The 17,264-nt window shown below is 59.7% G+C and carries 19 protein-coding genes; 9 read left to right on the top strand and 10 right to left on the bottom strand.

Annotated features, from left to right (window positions below):
- From SJY21_RS15280 to SJY21_RS15270, 3 genes are all read left to right on the top strand, one after another.
- Positions 1-1,047 carry a hypothetical protein gene (locus SJY21_RS15280; protein WP_377512663.1) on the top strand — a complete coding sequence of 349 codons (1,047 nt, stop codon included), beginning with the start codon at positions 1-3 and terminating at the stop codon, positions 1,045-1,047.
- Positions 1,047-2,354 carry an NAD(P)/FAD-dependent oxidoreductase gene (locus tag SJY21_RS15275; protein WP_377512660.1) on the top strand — a complete coding sequence of 436 codons (1,308 nt, stop codon included), beginning with the start codon at positions 1,047-1,049 and terminating at the stop codon, positions 2,352-2,354. The genes SJY21_RS15280 and SJY21_RS15275 overlap by 1 nt, the downstream gene beginning before the upstream one ends.
- 102 nt (positions 2,355-2,456) lie before the next feature.
- The gene (locus SJY21_RS15270; RefSeq protein WP_377512657.1) at positions 2,457-3,644 is read left to right on the top strand and encodes a DegT/DnrJ/EryC1/StrS family aminotransferase; all 1,188 of its coding nucleotides are present in this window, start codon (positions 2,457-2,459) and stop codon (positions 3,642-3,644) included.
- Between the two features lie 54 nt (positions 3,645-3,698).
- Here SJY21_RS15270 and SJY21_RS15265 read toward each other — a convergent pair whose 3' ends face one another.
- The 4 genes from SJY21_RS15265 to SJY21_RS15250 form a co-directional block, all read right to left on the bottom strand.
- Complete coding sequence (locus SJY21_RS15265; protein ID WP_377512654.1) at positions 3,699-4,664, bottom strand: LysR family transcriptional regulator; 966 nt, start codon at positions 4,662-4,664, stop codon at positions 3,699-3,701.
- An 8-nt stretch (positions 4,665-4,672) separates the two neighbouring features.
- Positions 4,673-5,224, bottom strand: a complete 552-nt coding sequence (gene phaR, locus SJY21_RS15260) for a polyhydroxyalkanoate synthesis repressor PhaR (RefSeq protein ID WP_377512652.1) — start codon at positions 5,222-5,224, stop codon at positions 4,673-4,675.
- A 140-nt stretch (positions 5,225-5,364) separates the two neighbouring features.
- Positions 5,365-5,808 carry a phasin family protein gene (locus SJY21_RS15255; protein WP_377512649.1) on the bottom strand — a complete coding sequence of 148 codons (444 nt, stop codon included), beginning with the start codon at positions 5,806-5,808 and terminating at the stop codon, positions 5,365-5,367.
- Between the two features lie 148 nt (positions 5,809-5,956).
- Complete coding sequence (locus SJY21_RS15250; RefSeq protein ID WP_377512646.1) at positions 5,957-7,765, bottom strand: PHA/PHB synthase family protein; 1,809 nt, start codon at positions 7,763-7,765, stop codon at positions 5,957-5,959.
- A gap of 106 nt (positions 7,766-7,871) precedes the next feature.
- Between SJY21_RS15250 and phaZ the strand changes: the two genes are divergently transcribed.
- Both phaZ and SJY21_RS15240 read left to right on the top strand, forming a co-directional pair.
- Positions 7,872-9,179, top strand: coding sequence for a polyhydroxyalkanoate depolymerase (gene phaZ, locus SJY21_RS15245; RefSeq protein ID WP_377512643.1), 1,308 nt, complete (start codon positions 7,872-7,874; stop codon positions 9,177-9,179).
- Positions 9,179-9,784: a DUF6151 family protein gene (locus SJY21_RS15240; RefSeq protein WP_377512639.1), complete on the top strand. Its 606-nt coding sequence runs from the start codon at positions 9,179-9,181 to the stop codon at positions 9,782-9,784. The genes phaZ and SJY21_RS15240 overlap by 1 nt, the downstream gene beginning before the upstream one ends.
- On the opposite strand, the gene SJY21_RS15235 is transcribed toward SJY21_RS15240, so the two are convergent.
- From SJY21_RS15235 to SJY21_RS15225, 3 genes are all read right to left on the bottom strand, one after another.
- Positions 9,781-10,491: an alpha/beta fold hydrolase gene (locus SJY21_RS15235; protein ID WP_377512636.1), complete on the bottom strand. Its 711-nt coding sequence runs from the start codon at positions 10,489-10,491 to the stop codon at positions 9,781-9,783. The genes SJY21_RS15240 and SJY21_RS15235 overlap by 4 nt on opposite strands.
- Before the next feature lie 81 nt (positions 10,492-10,572).
- The gene (locus SJY21_RS15230; protein WP_377512633.1) at positions 10,573-11,913 is read right to left on the bottom strand and encodes an MFS transporter; all 1,341 of its coding nucleotides are present in this window, start codon (positions 11,911-11,913) and stop codon (positions 10,573-10,575) included.
- 105 nt (positions 11,914-12,018) lie between these two features.
- Complete coding sequence (locus tag SJY21_RS15225) at positions 12,019-12,756, bottom strand: alpha/beta fold hydrolase (protein WP_377512630.1); 738 nt, start codon at positions 12,754-12,756, stop codon at positions 12,019-12,021.
- 117 nt (positions 12,757-12,873) lie between these two features.
- Here SJY21_RS15225 and SJY21_RS15220 point away from each other — a divergent pair, with 117 nt between their 5' ends.
- Positions 12,874-13,617, top strand: coding sequence for a metalloregulator ArsR/SmtB family transcription factor (locus SJY21_RS15220; RefSeq protein ID WP_377512627.1), 744 nt, complete (start codon positions 12,874-12,876; stop codon positions 13,615-13,617).
- A gap of 11 nt (positions 13,618-13,628) precedes the next feature.
- Positions 13,629-14,039 (top strand): MAPEG family protein, encoded by a 411-nt coding sequence (locus tag SJY21_RS15215; RefSeq protein ID WP_377512624.1) that lies wholly within the window; start codon positions 13,629-13,631, stop codon positions 14,037-14,039.
- A 155-nt stretch (positions 14,040-14,194) separates the two neighbouring features.
- On the opposite strand, the gene SJY21_RS15210 is transcribed toward SJY21_RS15215, so the two are convergent.
- The 3 genes from SJY21_RS15210 to SJY21_RS15200 all read right to left on the bottom strand — a co-directional run bounded on the left by SJY21_RS15210 (position 14,195) and on the right by SJY21_RS15200 (position 15,622).
- Positions 14,195-14,575 (bottom strand): hypothetical protein, encoded by a 381-nt coding sequence (locus SJY21_RS15210; protein WP_377512621.1) that lies wholly within the window; start codon positions 14,573-14,575, stop codon positions 14,195-14,197.
- 93 nt (positions 14,576-14,668) lie between these two features.
- Positions 14,669-15,238: an NADPH-dependent FMN reductase gene (locus SJY21_RS15205; RefSeq protein ID WP_377512618.1), complete on the bottom strand. Its 570-nt coding sequence runs from the start codon at positions 15,236-15,238 to the stop codon at positions 14,669-14,671.
- A 12-nt stretch (positions 15,239-15,250) separates the two neighbouring features.
- The gene (locus SJY21_RS15200; RefSeq protein WP_377512615.1) at positions 15,251-15,622 is read right to left on the bottom strand and encodes a DoxX family protein; all 372 of its coding nucleotides are present in this window, start codon (positions 15,620-15,622) and stop codon (positions 15,251-15,253) included.
- Positions 15,623-15,734: 112 nt separating this feature from the next.
- Between SJY21_RS15200 and SJY21_RS15195 the strand changes: the two genes are divergently transcribed.
- Positions 15,735-16,607 (top strand): LysR family transcriptional regulator, encoded by an 873-nt coding sequence (locus SJY21_RS15195; protein WP_377512612.1) that lies wholly within the window; start codon positions 15,735-15,737, stop codon positions 16,605-16,607.
- A 146-nt stretch (positions 16,608-16,753) separates the two neighbouring features.
- Positions 16,754-17,233, top strand: a complete 480-nt coding sequence (locus SJY21_RS15190; RefSeq protein ID WP_377512609.1) for a hypothetical protein — start codon at positions 16,754-16,756, stop codon at positions 17,231-17,233.
- The last annotated feature ends 31 nt before the right edge of the window (positions 17,234-17,264 follow it).

The raw sequence follows: 17,264 nt of genomic DNA, 5'->3' as shown, positions 1-17,264 counted from the left end.
ATGATACGCAAACTTCTGCTCTTTATCGCGCCGCTGGCGGTTCTGGTTCTGGTGTTCTGGATGCTGTTTGGCATCCGGGAACCAATGGAACCCGCGCAACCCGATGTGGTGGTCGAGCAACCTGCCGCGCCTGCCGCACCCGATCCGGTTTTCGTCCTGCGCGATCACGACCTTGCGACAGGCACGCTCGCCCTGATGATCCATGACGGGGATGGCGCGCCTGTGGTGCTGCGCGACAATGCCGTAATTGCCGCGCAAGACAATGCCGCGCTGGTTGGCACGGATGTCACCCAACTGAGTCGTGAAATGCTGGCGCAGCCCGATGCCGCGCCGGTCATCTCGCTTTATCGTGACGATCTGTTCATCGCCGGATATGGTTGTGCGACCCCGTGCACCCTGACGGGTATCGACACCGGCAGCGTCGTCAGCGCGATCCCGCAGGTCGCGCAATATGACAGCTATGATGATTACCTCGCCGCGATCCTGGCCGTGTCCGAGGATCCGAATTTCGGCTTTCTCGATCTGCGCCCTCTGGGTGGCCTGCCTGTGCCACGTCAGGTGCCGGAACTGACGCTTGATTTGCCGACAATGATCGCCCCTGCCACGGCCTTTTTTGATCGCGACACGCACAGCGCCATGGTCATGCAGGCCGTGCAAGACACCCTGCCCGACGGGGCGGCAGTGTCATCCGTCGATATCTCGCCTGCCGGCCCTGCAGTGATTGGCGATATCGACAATTCCGCGCCGATCCTGCGCAACGGTGCCCCCATCCCCTTTACCGACATGCAGTATCACCAGATGCAGGTGCAGATCGACGGTGCCGACACCCTGGCCGATACGGTTCTTGACCGGATCACCGAACTGACCCGCATTCAGGTGGATGCCGACGCGGCCTTCACAGCCTTTGTCGCCGCACAACTGGGCAGTGACTGTGACGAATGCTACCGGATCGTCGTGAAGGGCGGGGTAACAGACGCGACCCAGATCGCCACCACCCGGCCCGAAGCCTATACCTTGCAGTATTACGATCTGCGCGAGGCACCCTGATGTCCAACGCCCTTTACCGCAATGACCGCCCCGCCACCTACCCGGCCAGCGCCTATGCGACAGGCGTCGATCTTGGCCCAGAACGGCCCGGTCTGCGCGGGCAGCAACGCGCCGATGTCTGCGTGATCGGGGCGGGCTATACGGGGCTTTGGGCGGCCAAGACGCTGGCTGAAAAAGGGCTCAAGGTGATTGTCCTCGAGGCCCACCGTGCGGGTTTCGGGGCATCGGGGCGCAACGGTGGGCAGGTCTGTTCCGGCTTCAACAAAAGCCCGCGCTGGATCGCCCAGCGACTGGGGCGCGAAAACGCCCGCGCCATGTGGGACTTCGCCGAGGAAGGCAAAGCAATGGTGCGCGATTTCTGCGCCACCCATGCGCCAGACGCAGCTTTCAAATCCGGTGTGGCCGATGGGGCCTATTCCGCCCCCGAGGTCCGCGCCCTGCATGACGAGGCAAATTTCCTGCGCCTTGAATACGGCTATGATGCCATTGAAAAACACACCCGCGACAGCTTTCAAGCCATTGTAAAATCACCGCTTTATCAGGGCGGGTTGGTGGATACCGGCGCGGGCCATGTGCAGCCCCTGCGCTATGCCCTTGCCCTTGCCCATGCGGCAGAAAATGCAGGCGCTGTGATCCATGAACGCAGCGAAGTGCACGACGTGGAGGCCGGACAACCCGCCGTGGTGCGCACCGGGCAAGGCCGTGTGCGCGCCGATCACGTGATCATCGCCGGCAACGGCTATCTGCCGCATCTGTTTGGCAAATACGCCGCCCGCGTTCTGCCGATCAACAGCTTCATGATCGCCACGGCCCCCCTTGGTGATCGCGCGCGTGATGTGTTGGCGCGCGATATTGCCGTGGCTGACAGCAAGCATGTGGTGAACTATTTCCGCCTCTCCGGCGATGGCCGCCTGTTGTTTGGCGGGCGCGCAAATGCCTCTCTTGGGTTTCCGCGCGACATCGCCGGACTGCTGCGCGGACGGATGGAGCAGATGTTTCCGCAATTGCGCGGCGTGGCGATTGATCATGCATGGGGCGGCACCCTCGGGATCACGACGACCCGCCTGCCCTGCCTGTTGCGCCTTGGGCCAAACATGGTCGCGGCGGGCGGCTTTTCGGGGCATGGCGTGGCGCTGTCGGGCCTTGCGGGGCGGATCATGGCCGAGGCCGTGGCAGGGCAAGCGGGGCGCTTTGACACGCTGACGACCTTGCCAACTCCGCGCTTTCCCGGGGGGCCGCTGCTGCGCACCCCGATGCTGGGTGCGGCGCTTGCGTGGTTCGGGTTGCGCGACAGACTGGGATATTAGGCAATAAACGGCTTTCGGGCGATCCGCGCGGGGATTGTCATGGATTTGTCACCTCCTTAATGTTAGGAAAATCCAAAGTCCCGTTTCAGGAAAGCCGAAAACATGACGCAAGCCCCCAATGTTTACGATGCCGAGCCAATCCCCGCCGCCGCGCTTGTGGCCGTGCAGGACCTGCTCAATTCCGGTGATCTGTTCCGCTACACCGCCGCTGCGAACGCACCCGTAACCCTGCTGGAACAGGAATTCGCGCAGATGCTGGGGGCAAGGTTCGCACTGGCCGTGTCGTCATGTTCGGCGGCCCTGTTCCTGTCCCTCAAGGCGCTTGGCCTGCCCCGCGATGCCCGCGTCATGATCCCCGCCTTTACCTTCGGCGCGGTGCCATCGGCCGTGGTTCACGCCGATTGCATCCCCGTTCTGGCCGAATGCGGCGATAACTACCGCATCGACATGGATGATTTCGCCGCCAAACTGCCCGAAGTGCAGGCCGTGATCATCAGCCATATGCGCGGGCATACATCGGACATGGATGCGATCATGGCACTGTGTGACGCAGCGCAAATTCCGGTGATCGAGGACGCCGCCCATTCCATCGGCACAACCTGGCACGGGCGCAATATCGGCACGATCGGGGCGATCGGCTGTTTCAGCTTTCAATCCTACAAACTGCTGAACGCGGGCGAAGGCGGGATCATGGTCAGCGACGATCCCGACCTGATCGCGCGCGCGGTCATCATGTCGGGTGCCTACGAACACAACTGGCAAAAGCACCCCGTGCTGCAGGATGCCTTTGCGCGCTGGCAAAACAAACTCCCGCTTTATAATCAACGGCTTGGCAATCTGTCGGCAGCCGTGATCCGCCCGCAGCTGGGTGAACTCCCCCGCCGCGTGCGTGACGGGTTGCGCAATCATGACCATGTTGCGGCCCGGCTCAACGCCTCGCCCTATCTGCATGTTCCACCCGCCCTCGCACCCGAACGCCGCGCGCCTGACAGCATCCAGTTCAACCTTGTCGATCTGACACCGGACGAAACGCAGGCCTTTGCCGCCGCCGCCGCCGCGCGCGGTGTCAAGGTGCAGGTATTCGGGCAATCCAGCGACAACGCGCGGGCCTTCTGGAACTGGCAATTCATCGAAACACCCGATCTGCCCAAAACCCGCGCGATGCTGATGAAGGCCTGCGATGTGCGCCTGCCCGCCCGCCTTTCGCTTGATGAATGCAGCTATATCGCCACGGCCCTGACAGATTCAGCGACCGCGGTCATGGGCAGCCCCCGCGCGTTCGGCACCTAAGACCCCTTCTTTTGTTCAAAAATACCTCTGGGGGGAGTCCGCCAGGACGGGGGGCTAGCCCCCCAGCACCGCCAGATCACCACCCAGCCATGGCAATTGCGCGCGGGCGGGATCAACGATCATCCCCTGCAACAGCGGGCGCAGTTGTGCGGCGATGCCCGCGGGCATATCACCCAGCACATCACGGCGCGCGGTCAGCGAAATCACCCGTGTCAGCGGGGCAAATGGCAGCGCGATCACGTCGACCTGATCGCGGAAACGTTGCGCGCGCAGCCAGCCCAGCGGCGTCAGGATCGTCCACCCCGCACCGGCAGCCACCATCGCCATGATCGCGTGATAGCTGTCCAGTTCAAACTTGTGCGACACTGTCAGGTTCTGGCGCGCCAGATGGGCAGCGATCATCCGGCCCATGTGATGGCGGGTGGTGTATTGGATCAGCGGCATCCGGCGCAGGGTGCGGGCCGCATCCCCCGTCACACTGCCCTTGGGCACAGCCACGACAAAGGGTTCCTGCACCAGCGGATGCACCTCCATCCACGGGGCTGCAGCCCCCATATCGGTGGCGACAACCACATCCAGTGCACGGGTTTCCAGCAGATCAAACAACCGGTGCGATGCGCCGGTTTCCAGCAAGAACTGGCAGTTTTTCAGGGTGTCAGCCATGTCCGACAGCAGGCGCGGTGTCACATCGGCATCGAAATCCTCGATCATGCCAAGGCGGAACCGGGTGAGTCGTGACAGATCGGCCATGGCCAGTTCGGCGCGGGCCTGATCGGCCTCGTTCAGGATGGTGTTGGCGCGGCGCAGGAACATTTCGCCCGCCGGTGTCAGGGTCACGGGGCGTTCCGAGCGGTTCAGCAGCGATGTGCCAATCGCGCCCTCAAGGTTGGTCAACTGCTGGCTGACGGTCGCGGCCGAGGTGCCCAGACGGCGCGCGGCAGCGCTGATGCTGGCCTCTTCGGCGGTGGCGACGAACACCTCGACGCCCCACAGGGTAATCCGGCCCGTCGATGCCACCATGGCCCGCCCTATTTGCCCAGTTTGGACAGTTTCGCCTGCAATGCGGCCAACTCGGCCTTGATATCATCAAGGTCATCTGTTTCGGGTTCGGGCTGCGGGTCGGCCTTTGGGGTCGTGCCGCCCATCATCCCGCCGGTCATCGCCTTGAAAAACGCCTGTTGCTGCGCCTGCATTGCTTCAAAGCCGGGCATATTGGCCAAGGGGTTCATTGAACCGACACTTTCAGCCATCTTGGATTGCCCGTCGCGCAACATGTCGAAACTCATCGCCAGAAACTGCGGCACCACGGATGTGGCCTGCGTCGTATAGCTGCGCACCAGATCGGTCAGCACGTCCACGGGCAGCACGCTTTCGCCGCGGCTTTCGTGTTCGGCAATGATTTGCAACAGGTATTGGCGGGTCAGGTCGTCGCCGGATTTCAGATCGACGATCTGCACCTCGCGGCCTTCGCGGATAAAGCCTGCGATATCCTCAAGCGTCACATAGTCGCTGGTTTCGGTGTTATAGAGCCTGCGGCTCGCGTAGCGCTTGATCAACAGCGGTTTGTTCGACTCGGCCACGGTATCCTCCCCGGATATGTTGCAGTGCAGAGAAGCCTATGCCGCCTTTGCACAAAAAGAAAGGGCGAGCTGCGCAATGCAGGCTCGCCCTCGGGTGTCGTCCGGTCTCAGGGAGGAAAGACCGTCAGAATTCCCTTGTCTTACTTCGCTGTTGCCTTCTTCGCAGCAGCAGTCACGTCGGCGGTTGCCTTCTTGGCGGCAGTTGTCATGTCCTCGGACATGTCCTTGCCAGCGGCCATCAGCAGTTCCAGTGTTTCGGTCTGCACTTTTTTCGCGATTTCAGCGAAAGCGGCCATGTTTTCAGCAGCAGCTTCGGCAGACGCGGATGCGAAATCGGTGACGGATTTTGCATAGTCGGCAGGCTCGGCCTTGGCAGCGGTCAGCTTCTGCAGCTTGCCCAGTGTGTCCTGTGCCCACTTTGCGGACAGTTCGGTGGATTTGCCAGCGGCGTCGATGGTGACGGCGGACATTTTTTCAGCCAAGGTTGTGGAAGTCTTGAACTGCTCTTCCATTGCTTTGGTGTCGACGGGGAATGCGCCCATCATGTCTTTCATGACGGCGGTGAAGTCTTGTGTGTTAGCCATTGGTCAGAACCTTTCAGGGTCGGTCGCGGCAGTGCCGCTGTGAATTTCTAACCACAATATGCATGCTGCAGCGCGGCATTTCAAGTTTTTTCTGCACCGCAGCATAAGATTTTTTCTGCGCTTGCAAAATCAAGCACTTAACCCTGCGTCACTTGGCGGGTGCGGCCGAAACATAGGTTCCCGGTGCCGCACACAACACCGGATGTGTCGAATCGCCGGGGGTGCGGGCAGGCACTTGCTTGCCGGATTTCTTGCGCAGCCAGCCTTCCCATTCGGGCCACCACGATCCGTCATGCTGCACTGCGGCAGTCTGCCAGTCTTCGGGCGACAATGTCAGGTCATCGTTCAGGGAATAGCCGTATTTGACCTTGCTGGGCGGGTTCACGATCCCGGCGATGTGGCCCGACCCGGACAGGATAAACGTCTTGTCCTTGGCGCCCATCTTTTGCACGCCGCGATAGCTGCTTTTCCACGCGGCGATGTGATCGGTTTCGCAGGCAATGGCGCACAGCGGCACATCAACGTCTTTCAGGTGCAGTTTTTGCCCTGCTATGGCAAAACCCGTCCCGTTGGCAAACGTGTCGCTTTGGCAAAGGCCGCGCAGATAGTCCACCGCCATCTTGCCCGGCAGGTTGGTGCCATCGCCATTCCAGTAAAGCAGATCGAACGCAGGCGGTGCCTGCCCCATCATGTAGCTTTTGATCGCGGGCCCATAGATCAGGTCATTGCTGCGCAGATAGGAAAAGGTGCGCGACATGTAAAAGCTTTCCAGAATGCCCGATTTCTGCACTTCCTCCTCGATCCCGTCGACAAAATCGTCGTTCAGGAACACGCCCACCTCGCCCTGATCGGAAAAATCCGTAAGGGTCGTGAAAAAGGTCGCGGAATTGACCGATTTGTCCTTGCGCGCCTTCATCAGCGCCAGCGTCAGCGACAGGGTCGTGCCAGCGATGCAATACCCCACGGCGTTGACCTTTTTGACGTCGCAAATGGATTTCACCTGCGCAAACGCCGCCAGATACCCGTCCTGCACATAGTCCGTCATGTCGGTGTCGCGATAACTGGCATCGGGGTTGACCCAGGACACGACAAACAGCGTGTAGCCCTGATCGGTGATCCATTTGATCAGGCTGTTTTGTTCTTTCAGATCAAGGATATAAAACTTGTTGATCCAGGGCGGAAACAGGATCAGCGGGGTCTCGAACACCTTTTCCGTGGTCGGGCGATACTGGATCAGCTCGAACATGTGATTGCGAAACACCACGTCACCGGGGGTGGTTGCGATGTTTTCACCGATTTTGAAAGCGGATTTATCCGCCAGCGTGACCTGCAATTCCCCGCCCGAGGCTTCCAGATCGGCCACCAGATGCTCCAGCCCGTCCAGCAGGCTTTGGCCTTCGGTTTCGACGGCGCGGGTCAGGGCATCGGGGTTTGTGGCCAGAAAATTCGTCGGACTGAACATGTCGACAATCTGGTTGCTGAAAAATTCCAGCCGCTTGCGGTCTTTGTCATCCAGCCCGTCCACTTCGGCAACTGCATCATGCACTGCCTTGGCATTCATCATGTATTGCTGTTTCACAAAGTTGAAATAGGGGTGGGTTTGCCACAGCGGATTGGCGAACCGTTTGTCGGTGGGGGTATCATCGGGCGGGGCGACAAGATTGCCCTTGGCCAGTTCCTGTTGCGCCTCGACGAAGTGTTTGACCGTTTTTCCCCAATACCCGACCTGATGTTCGATCATCTTGGCGGGGTTGGCCATCATTTCGGACCAATAGGTGGAGGCTGCCTTCAGATAAAGTTCCTGATCGGGGCCCTGCAGATCCTTTGGAACATTGCGTTTGTGTGCCAGCGCGTTGACCAGACGTTGCGTCAACCCTTCGATCTTGGCCAGATTTGCCTCAAGCTTGGCAAGGCTTTCACCAGATGTAGTGTCGTCGGTTGAATCATCAGTTGTCATATCGCGATTTCACCCCTACTTTGCAGGTGCAGCATCTGCCTTGGCGTTTACGAAACGTCAATGCGACCAAACTACCCTGCTGCGCCAAACACCCGGAGGTGTCTTTGTGAAGTATATGATGACCTATGACATGATGGAAAGCATGCGCAACACCAACCAATGGTTGGGGGCAACGGCCCGCGCATTTGCATCCTACCCTGCCGTTGCGCTCTGGCCCAATCCGGGCATGGAGATGCTCAAGGCCTGGGGCGAGGTCACGGAACGATCCTTCAGCCGCATGGTCGCCAAGCCCGACTGGGGCATCAGCACCTTTACTTGCGAGGATGGCAAGGACCATCTGGTCAGCATCAACACCGTGGTCAGCCGCCCCTTTGGCGATCTGATCCATTTCGCGGTGCCGGGCCGCAAGGCGCGCAACCGCCGCGTTCTGCTGGTCGCGCCCATGTCGGGCCACTATGCCACGCTGCTGCGCAAGACCGTGAAATCGCTGCTGGTCGATTGCGAGGTCTATATCACCGACTGGCACAATGCCCGTGACATCCCCGTCAGCGCGGGCAAGTTCGATGTCGAGGACTATACCCTTTACCTTGTTGATTTCATGAAGGCATTGGGCAGTGACATCCACGTCATCGCCGTCTGCCAACCGGTGCCGCTGACCCTTGCCGCCACCGCCTATCTGGCCGCGGAAGACCCCAAGGCACAGCCCGCATCCCTGACCCTGATTGGCGGCCCCGTCGACCCCGAGGCGAACCACACCGAAGTCACCGACTTTGGCCGTTCCGTGACCATGGGCCAGCTGGAACAGACGATGATCCAGCGGGTCGGCTTTAAATACGCGGGCGTGGGGCGTCTGGTTTATCCGGGTCTGTTGCAGCTTGCCTCGTTCATCTCGATGAACGGCGAAACCCACACCAAGGCGTTTCAGGACCAGATCATGCGCATCGCCAAGGGCGAAGATGGCGAACATGACCGGCACAACACGTTTTACGACGAATATCTGGCCGTCATGGATATGCCCGCGGAATTTTACCTCTCGACGGTGGAACGCATCTTCAAGGGGCGCGACATTGCCCGCAATGATTTCTGGGTTGATGGCAAAAAGGTCGATTTCGGCAAGATCACGACCGTGGCGGTCAAGATCGTCGAGGGCGAAGAAGACGATATTTCCGCCCCCGGCCAATGCCTTGCGGCGCTGGACCTGCTGACAAGCCTGCCAGACGACAAAAAGGCGGCCCACCTTGAACCGGGTGCGGGCCACTATGGCATCTTCGCGGGGCGCAGCTGGCGCAACAACATTCGCCCGCTTGTGCTTGATTTCATTGATGCAAACAGCGGCGATCCAACGCGCAAGCTGCGCCGCGCCAAACACAAGGACCTCCCCCCAGACGCGGGTCTTTCGAACGTAGCCCTTTGATGGGCCGCGCGGCACGGGACGTCGATTTCGCATGCCGCTGCGGACAGGTCAAAGGGGCATTGACGCAGATCACGCTATCGGCGGGCACCCACGCACGCTGCCATTGCAACGATTGCCGCGGGGCGGTCATGCACCTTGGCGAACCGGACCCGCGCCCCGATGGCGTTTCCTATTTCCAAACCACACCCGATCGCGTGCGTTTTGACAGCGGTGCTGAAAACCTTGCCGTGCTGTCACTGCGCGCGGGATCACTGCTGCGCTGGTATGCGACATGCTGTGGCGCGCCGCTGTTCAACACCATGGGTTCACCAAAGTTTCCCTTTGCCAGCCTTTACGTGTCGCGCGCGCGTGATACGGCACCGCTTGGGCCCGTGATCGCCGATGGTTTCATCGACAAGGGCGATGGCAAACAGGCCCACAAAGGCCTGGCAAAGATGATCTGGCGGATGGTGTGCCGGACCCTGGCCGCGCGCCTGACGGGGCGCTGGAAACACACGCCCTTTTTCGACGTGCATACACTGAAACCTGTGGTGCGCCCCACGGTTCTGACGCCCCAAGACCGCGCGGCCCTTGGCCTGCCCGAGGCCGCCGCGCGCCGTATCTAGCGCAGCACCAAGGGCTGTTTCATCCAGTCGCGGATCGCGGCCGTCACGGCGGCGGGTTGGTCCAAGACCGGCAAATGCCCCGCGTCATCAATCACACGAAGCTGTGCAAATTCAATCAGTTGCGCCATGAATTCGTGGCGTTTGGGTGGGGTCAACCTGTCATCGGCGCCACATAGGATCAGCGCAGGCTGGCGGATTTTTCGCAGGGTCATCTGGTGATCGCGCCGCCGTTGCAGCGCGCGGGTCTGGCGCACGAAAACCTCGGGGCCCAGGTCTGCCGCCATGTCCAGCATCAACGCCTGTTGATCACCCCGTTCCGGTCCGGGGCGCAGGACGTTTGGCAGCATGTCGTTGCGGATCACATCCAGCATCCTTCCTGCGCGCGCACCCACGATCTGCGCCTCGCGCGCGGCGGCCTCGGCCGGGGTTTCCGCCAAGGGCGAGGTATCCATCAAGGCCAGCCGTGTCACCCGTTCAGGCGCGCGGCGCACGATTTCCAGCGCCACGATCCCGCCCATCGACAGACCCGCCAGTGCGAATTTCGACGGGGCAAGCGTCAGGATGTGGCTGGCGATTTCCTCGATCCGTTCACCGCGCGTGATCGGCGCGGCCATGACAGCCATGTCGGTGGAAAGCGCAAAAATCTGCGGTGCAAAAATGCGTGCGTCACACATCATGCCCGGAAGTAAGACCAGTGGTTCGTTCATGCCATCCCCTGCCGCCCCGTCCGGGGGCGCGACACGCGATTGATGCCTGTTCCCGCAGGGCAGGCGCAACCCAAATCTGCGTCACGGCCCGCGCTGGTGCGCCAAAGGCGGGCGGTAAAACGCCAGCAGCCCGACAACTGCCAACCCAAGGATGCCCGCTGGCACCAGCGTAATCGCCACATGCAGCGCGCCCAGTGCTGCGTCCGGTTGCACGACAATCGACTGCGTGGTCTCCACCCAGCCAAATGCCGTCAGAATGGCACCAAGGATCAGCGGCGCAATGGCGTTGGCAACCTTTTGACCGAACAGCCAGATCGCGCTGAACGCCCCCTCGATCGCCTGGCCGCTTTGCGTCCGTGTGACATCCATCAGGTCGGGATACATCGCAAAGGGGATTTGCTGGTATGCGCCGTTGGCCATCCCCGCAAGCACGAAAAGCCCTGCAATCACAGTGACATTGACCGACGGCAGCTCAAAGTAAAGCACGACCATCAAAAGAATATAAAGGCTTAACCCCAGAACCAGCGCACCCATCTTTCCCAGCGCGCGCGACAGGGCGACCCACACCGCTTGGGACAGGATCGCACCCAGAACAAAGGCGGCGAACATCAGGCTGAGGGTGGTCAGGGCGGTGGCAGCACCTGACAGCAGCGTATCGCCGGAATCGATGATCAGATAAAGCGCGGCAAAGGGCAGCCCCGCCGTGATCAGCGCAATCGCCATGGTCATAACGCCATACAGCACGGTCAGCACCACAAAGGCACGGTTGCCAAGCACCAGCGTGATCACCGCGCGCGGATCAACCGTGGTGGCCTGCGCGATACGCGGGGCGCGCCGTGTCAGAAAGATCGACAGCCAGATCGCACCAATGATCAGGGGCGATACGACAATCGCGGCCGTGGCGTGGCCCAGCCCCGCCGCAAGGCCGGGCACCAATGCCCCGCCCACCAGGATGCCAATACTGGCAAATCCCATGCGCCAGGCCGTCATCGTCGACCTTTCGCGCGGATCTTGGGTAATCTCGCCCGCCATCGCACCGTAAGGCACGGCGACCATCGTGAACCCGATTGTCGCCATCACGAAGAACCCGACCACCCATGCCAGATTTGCCGAAGTGCCCATGCCCGCAGGCACCGCAAACAAGCCGATCATCCCCGCCGCCATGACAACCGCACCCAGGGCCATCCACGGGAACCTGCGGCCCCAGCGGCTTTGGGTATGGTCCGACAGATAACCCACCAGCGGATCGGTGATGATGTCAAAGATCAGCACCGCCGTGGTCACGGCACCCGCGAGGCCCACAGGCACGCCTAACTGGCTGGTCAGAAATGCGAAAACCAACAACTGCTTGACCACGACAAAGACGACGATGCCCATGTCGGCCAGCCCCCAGCCCGCCTTTTGCGATAATGTAAGTGCCATGCGTTCCCCCCGTTTGGCCAAGGTTATGCATGGCGGCCCAAATCCCCCTAGCGAAACCTTGCGTCACCTGTGCCGCCGGCACGATATCGCGTTTGCAGCTGCCCCTCAGGCGCGCGCAATCACCTCGGCCACGGATGCGGTGATCAGGTCAAGGCAGGTCTCGTCGGAAAACCTATGGTCGGCCCCGTCCACCAGCGTCAGGCGCATGTCCGGCCCCTTGGCGTGTTCCAGCAATCGCAAGGCAACCGACATTTCCACATCCCTATCGGCCGTGCCTTGCAGGAACCGCACCGGAAACGGCAGGTTCAGGGGCGCGCGCAACACCAGATTGTCGCGCCCGTCCTCGATCAGGCGGCGGGTGATGGTGTAGGGGTCATCATAATCCGATGGCAGCGCAATTTTCCCGTCATGCACAAGCGCGGCGCGTTGATCGGCGTCAAATCCGGCCCACATGCTGTCCTCGGTGAAATCGGGCGCAGCGGCGATCGTGACCAGCCCGGCAACTTTGGCAGGCATCGCGCGCGCCAAAAGCAGGGAAATCCAGCCGCCCATGGACGACCCGACAAGCACGACAGGCCCGTCGATCAATGCCAGCACGGCGCGGGCATCCGCGCACCAGTCACCGATACATCCCTCGGTGAAACTACCGCTACTCTGGCCGTGACCCGAATAGTCGAATCGCAGAAATGCACGGCCGGTGTTGCGCGCCCAGTCTTCCAGAAACACAGCCTTTGTTCCTGCCATATCGGACATGAATCCACCCAGAAACACCACGGTGGGGGCCGCGCCTTCTGTGATGTAATAGGCAATGTGACGCCCTTGGGGAGTGTCGAGAAACTGCATAAATTCAACCTGTTGCGCCGTTGCGTGGCGACAGTATCGCAATCCGCCGCAAAGGTCACGTGGGTGGTTGGCAAAGTTCTGCTTGATATGTGACCATATAGTCACCTATTGTGAGCCATGGACAAGATTTTCAAAGCCCTCAACGACCCGACCCGCCGTGCGATCCTTGACGCCCTGCGCAAACAGGACGGGCAAAACCTGACGGAAATCGAATCTGGCCTGACCATGACCCGCTTTGGCGTGATGAAGCATCTGCGGGTGCTGGAAGACGCCAATCTGATCGTCACCCGCAATGTGGGGCGGTTCAAATATGCCTACCTCAATGCGCTGCCCCTTCAGGACGTCATGGACCGCTGGGTCGCCCCCTTCCTGCAACCCCAAGCCCGCGCGCTAAGCGCTTTGAAAAGTAAACTGGAAAGAGAGACCAATATGGGAAAACCCGATTTCATGATGCAGACGTTTATCCGCTGCACGCAGGATGCGCTGTGGAGCGCGCTGACCGAAGCCGACGAAATGGCGCGCTATCATTTTGCCTGCAACGTGGTGCAGGGAAATCCGGCGGTGGGCGAGGCGACCGCGTTTATCCTGCCCAATGGCGATGCGATGCTGCGGCAGGTCACGACTGCGCTTGACCCGAAATCGCGCATCGCCATGACGTTTGAACCCCTGTTCATGGGGCCGGACGCGCCTGCGTCGCATATGGTCTATCTGATCGAACCGCAGGGCGAGACCTGCAAGCTGACCATCGAACACTACGACCTGGCACCGGGTCAGGAAGGGTTCGCCGAAGGCTGGGCGCGTCTGGCGGCAAGCCTCAAATCCTATCTTGAAACGGGCACCGCCCTCAAAGCGGCCATGTAAGGAGAATACCCATGGATACCTTCCCAACCGAACTGGGCATTCTTGCCTGCCTGATGATCTTGGCCGCATCACTTTGGATTCCTTATATCGTCGGATCGTCCAGTGACCCCGGTGCAACTGACGGGTTCGGGCGCCCGCACGATCTGTCAAAGCTGCGCCCCTGGGTGCACCGCGCCTTTCGCGCCCATCTGAACCTGCTGGAACAGGCCTTCCCCTTTGCGGTGCTGGTGCTGATCATCGACAGGCTCGACGGGTTCACAGCGCTGACCTATTGGGCAGCGATTGCGTTCTTCTGGGTCAGGGTGGTGCATGCCATCGGCATGATTTCCGGCATCGCCCGCCTGCCCCTGCGCCCGATCATTTTCCTGCTGGGCTGGATCTGCGTGTTGATCATGGCCTACGCGGTGTTCGCTGCCGCCTGACTGGGCTAAAGAACTGCAAAAGGCCCGCCATTTACAAACCGCCGTCGAGGTTTAGCCGCGTGGTCCCGCAACCATCAAAGCATCAATAAAAATGACCTAAAGTTCCATGTGTCAAAGGTCCGCGCGCCGTTCAAAGGGCTGGTTGGTGCTATGTGCTAAGACGTTTTTTGCCCGCGTAGCCCTGCAAAATGCGCCCAAAGGCTCAACAGCACCGCAGCGGAGGATACGATTGTCATCACCGTGCCGGGCACAAAATGCACAAAGCGCCCAAGGTCCATAAAGATGAAATAGCCAACATCAGTGACCCAGCCGACAATCGCTGTCATGAAAATGGCCACCACCGAATGGCGCCAGATGAACACACTGCCAACAACAGTGAAAGCGCCGATCCAAAGCAGGTTGAATCCATGTTGGTTCAGAACTGCGCCGACTGCCGGGTGAAAATCAGCACCAATGCGTGCCGGGTCAACGGCGTCGGCAATTCCAGCGACAGCACCCGCTGCATCTTGGCTCATCGTCATGATACCAGCGAACATATGAACCAGTCCCCAAATGGTCCATAGAACGGCAGCGATTTTCAATAGAAGGTGTGAAGTAGATTGCGACATGGGGATGTTCCTTTCCGGAATTCACGCGCTTGCGGGAATGGCGTCTTGAAATGCAAGGATCGCTTCGCGCAACTCCAACGCCAATTCAGGTGATTTCAAACGGTCTGTTTCGCTATCGAAATGTTCGTCAAATGGGCCGAAGCCGAAGCTGGACGTTATGTTCGCGCCAAAGTGCGGAAAGCCGCCTTTCGCTGCCGCCAGAACGTTCGCGCCCCCTCGTCCGCCTTTGGACGTTGCCATCACCATCACTGGTCGATCTTGAAAAATCGTCATCTTGATGCGGCTGCACCAATCAAAGATATTTTTGAAGGCGGCGGTGTAACTTCCATTGTATTCGGCAAGGGAAATGATCACGCCATCAGCCGCGCCCAGCTTGTCGAAAAAGGCTTGTGCCTGCCGGGGAATACCCTGCCCCTCACGTTCGGGGCTGTAAACGGGCATGTCATAATCGTTAAGGTCGAGAGCCTCAATTTCGACTGGCGCCTTGAATTCATCCTGAAGGATCTTGGCTGCGTGCAAAGCAAGGCGTTTGTTGATTGATTTTGTGCTGTTGCTGGCCGCAAAAACGACGATGTTGGCGCGCGTTGACATGGGTATCTCCGATCAGACTTGATCTGTGTTTATGTGGCCCAAAACTTCGGGAACTTGGGCGCGATGGATGTAAAGAACGGCTGCGCACAGAAGGCCGAGGATGATGGCGGGAAAGGCAGATGGCCCAAGAATGAACAAATGGGTCAGGACAGCGCCGACCATCGTGCCACCCAAGATTGCCGCGCCAATCACTTGGCGGCGTGGCAACCAAAGCAGGGCAGCGCCAATAACCTCAACGACGCCTGTGAAATAGCGAAACGCTTGACCAAATCCGATTTGTTCAAAGGTGACGACCATCATTTCGACGCCTGCAATCTTGGCGCCACCCGCACCAACAAATGCGAGGGTCAGTAGGATACGAAGGCCGAGCGATATGTAGGTCATGTGTATTTTCCAGCAATTATGGTTTTCGGACCTCCGTTATGTGCTATGTATCGTGTGCGCGCTCAATGCGCGTCAGATCGCACTTAATGCGCGCAAAACAGGCACTAGAGATATGGACAAATGGGCAGAGCTTCGGACCGCATATCATGTTGCCAGATTGGGGACCGTCAGCGCGGCTGCTGACCTGCTTGGTTTTCACCGCGCGACCGTGAACCGTCATATTGACTTGCTTGAGGCCGAGTTGGGCGGGCGTGTCTTTATCCGTCATGCGCGTGGTTATGCGCTGACCGAGCTTGGAGCGGACGTGTTACGGGTCGCGCAGAAGACCGAAGAATTGATCTACGATCTGGCGGGTCGCGCGGCAGGGGCGAAAGCCGCAATCACCGGTGAAATCAAACTCACGATCCTGGCCCCTTTTGCCGGTTTGCTCATGGGGGCCATCGCAAAATTCAAAGCATCGAACCCAGAATGTCAGGTCCATATTGATGCCAGCGAAGACCTTGCCCGGCTTGAATACGGCGAGGCACATATTGCGGTGCGCGCGGGGGCCAGGCCCGACCATCCCGACTATGTCGTCAGCAGTTTCGGGCGTGTTGGCTTGAGCCTTTACGCCCACAGCAGCTATATCAGTCGGCGTGGCCTGCCTCAGGGCGAAGGCGATCTGGATGGCCATCAATTTGTTGTTCCACCAACCGATGACAGCCGCCTGCCGTTTGGGCCATGGATCAAAGACCACATAAACCCGGATATGATTGCACTGTCATCCAAGAATTTGGAGGTCAACTTTTCGGCGATTTCGGCAGGTATCGGCATGGGCTTCCTGGCTGACCATGAGGCAGAGGCTGCGACCGGTCTCCATCGTGCTTTTCCTTTCAAGAAGGCTTGGACGGTACCGCTCTGGCTTGTGACGCATGTCGATCTGCACCGGACCGAAAAGGTGCAGGAGATGCTGAAGCACGTGAAACTGGCGCGCAAGGACACCTGACCAGAAACGGGGTCGCCAATGAAGGGTTAGCCGGCGCGATCTGCGGCTGCTTGTGTCGATTTCACAAAAATCACCGCCATGATGAACGCACTGATACAGACCGAAGCCGTTCTGATCTTATGAAACAGGTCCCAGTCATCAAGTGTTTGAAGGGCGACATCGGCGTCAAGCGTGCCAGACTGCAGGGCGAGGTTATAACTGCCACCAAACAGCGTGAAGTTGAACGCCTGACAGATCAGCAAGGTGATCAAGGCGACCAGCCACAGCGCCCCCAGCGGTTAGGGCGCACGGCGATGCAGCACAAAGGCCCAAATTGTCGTCGCAATCGACATCAAATGGACGATGACCATCATATAGGCAAATCGCGCAAACGGCCCGGCGAACCAATCCTGGATTTCCGTGCCGGACAGATCCTGCCAGTAAGGCACGATCGAAACTGCGATAAACAGGTAAACGGCCGCGACGGTTTCGGGATTGGTTTTGCCCCGATCTCAGACGCTGATGCTGACCCTGATCTGATTTCCATCGGCACGCCTGATCCCGCATGGCAAATTCCGGTGTGGGTCGTGACGCATGTGGATTTGCATCGCTCGATCAAGGTGCAGGCGTTTTTGGGTCTGCTGTGACGGCAGTCGGGGGTGGTGCCGATCTTGCGCC

It is taken from the genome of Octadecabacter sp. R77987, assembly GCF_042466115.1.
Taxonomy (GTDB): Bacteria; Pseudomonadota; Alphaproteobacteria; order Rhodobacterales; family Rhodobacteraceae; genus SW4.
This window is presented reverse-complemented; position numbering and strand designations above follow the sequence as displayed.

Excerpts from the sequence above, each read along its gene's own strand:
- SJY21_RS15215 (WP_377512624.1), top strand. The coding sequence starts at position 13,629 with ATGGATACCTTCCCAACCGAACTGGGCATTCTTGCCTGCCTGATGATC.
- SJY21_RS15200 (WP_377512615.1), bottom strand. The coding sequence starts at position 15,622 with ATGACCTACATATCGCTCGGCCTTCGTATCCTACTGACCCTCGCATTT.
- SJY21_RS15255 (WP_377512649.1), bottom strand. The coding sequence starts at position 5,808 with ATGGCTAACACACAAGACTTCACCGCCGTCATGAAAGACATGATGGGC.
- SJY21_RS15250 (WP_377512646.1), bottom strand. The coding sequence starts at position 7,765 with ATGACAACTGATGATTCAACCGACGACACTACATCTGGTGAAAGCCTT.
- SJY21_RS15205 (WP_377512618.1), bottom strand. The coding sequence starts at position 15,238 with ATGTCAACGCGCGCCAACATCGTCGTTTTTGCGGCCAGCAACAGCACA.
- SJY21_RS15225 (WP_377512630.1), bottom strand. The coding sequence starts at position 12,756 with ATGCAGTTTCTCGACACTCCCCAAGGGCGTCACATTGCCTATTACATC.
- SJY21_RS15235 (WP_377512636.1), bottom strand. The coding sequence starts at position 10,491 with ATGAACGAACCACTGGTCTTACTTCCGGGCATGATGTGTGACGCACGC.
- SJY21_RS15230 (WP_377512633.1), bottom strand. The coding sequence starts at position 11,913 with ATGGCACTTACATTATCGCAAAAGGCGGGCTGGGGGCTGGCCGACATG.
- SJY21_RS15275 (WP_377512660.1), top strand. The coding sequence starts at position 1,047 with ATGTCCAACGCCCTTTACCGCAATGACCGCCCCGCCACCTACCCGGCC.
- SJY21_RS15265 (WP_377512654.1), bottom strand. The coding sequence starts at position 4,664 with ATGGTGGCATCGACGGGCCGGATTACCCTGTGGGGCGTCGAGGTGTTC.
- SJY21_RS15220 (WP_377512627.1), top strand. The coding sequence starts at position 12,874 with ATGGACAAGATTTTCAAAGCCCTCAACGACCCGACCCGCCGTGCGATC.
- SJY21_RS15240 (WP_377512639.1), top strand. The coding sequence starts at position 9,179 with ATGGGCCGCGCGGCACGGGACGTCGATTTCGCATGCCGCTGCGGACAG.
- SJY21_RS15195 (WP_377512612.1), top strand. The coding sequence starts at position 15,735 with ATGGACAAATGGGCAGAGCTTCGGACCGCATATCATGTTGCCAGATTG.
- SJY21_RS15210 (WP_377512621.1), bottom strand. The coding sequence starts at position 14,575 with ATGTTCGCTGGTATCATGACGATGAGCCAAGATGCAGCGGGTGCTGTC.
- SJY21_RS15280 (WP_377512663.1), top strand. The coding sequence starts at position 1 with ATGATACGCAAACTTCTGCTCTTTATCGCGCCGCTGGCGGTTCTGGTT.
- SJY21_RS15270 (WP_377512657.1), top strand. The coding sequence starts at position 2,457 with ATGACGCAAGCCCCCAATGTTTACGATGCCGAGCCAATCCCCGCCGCC.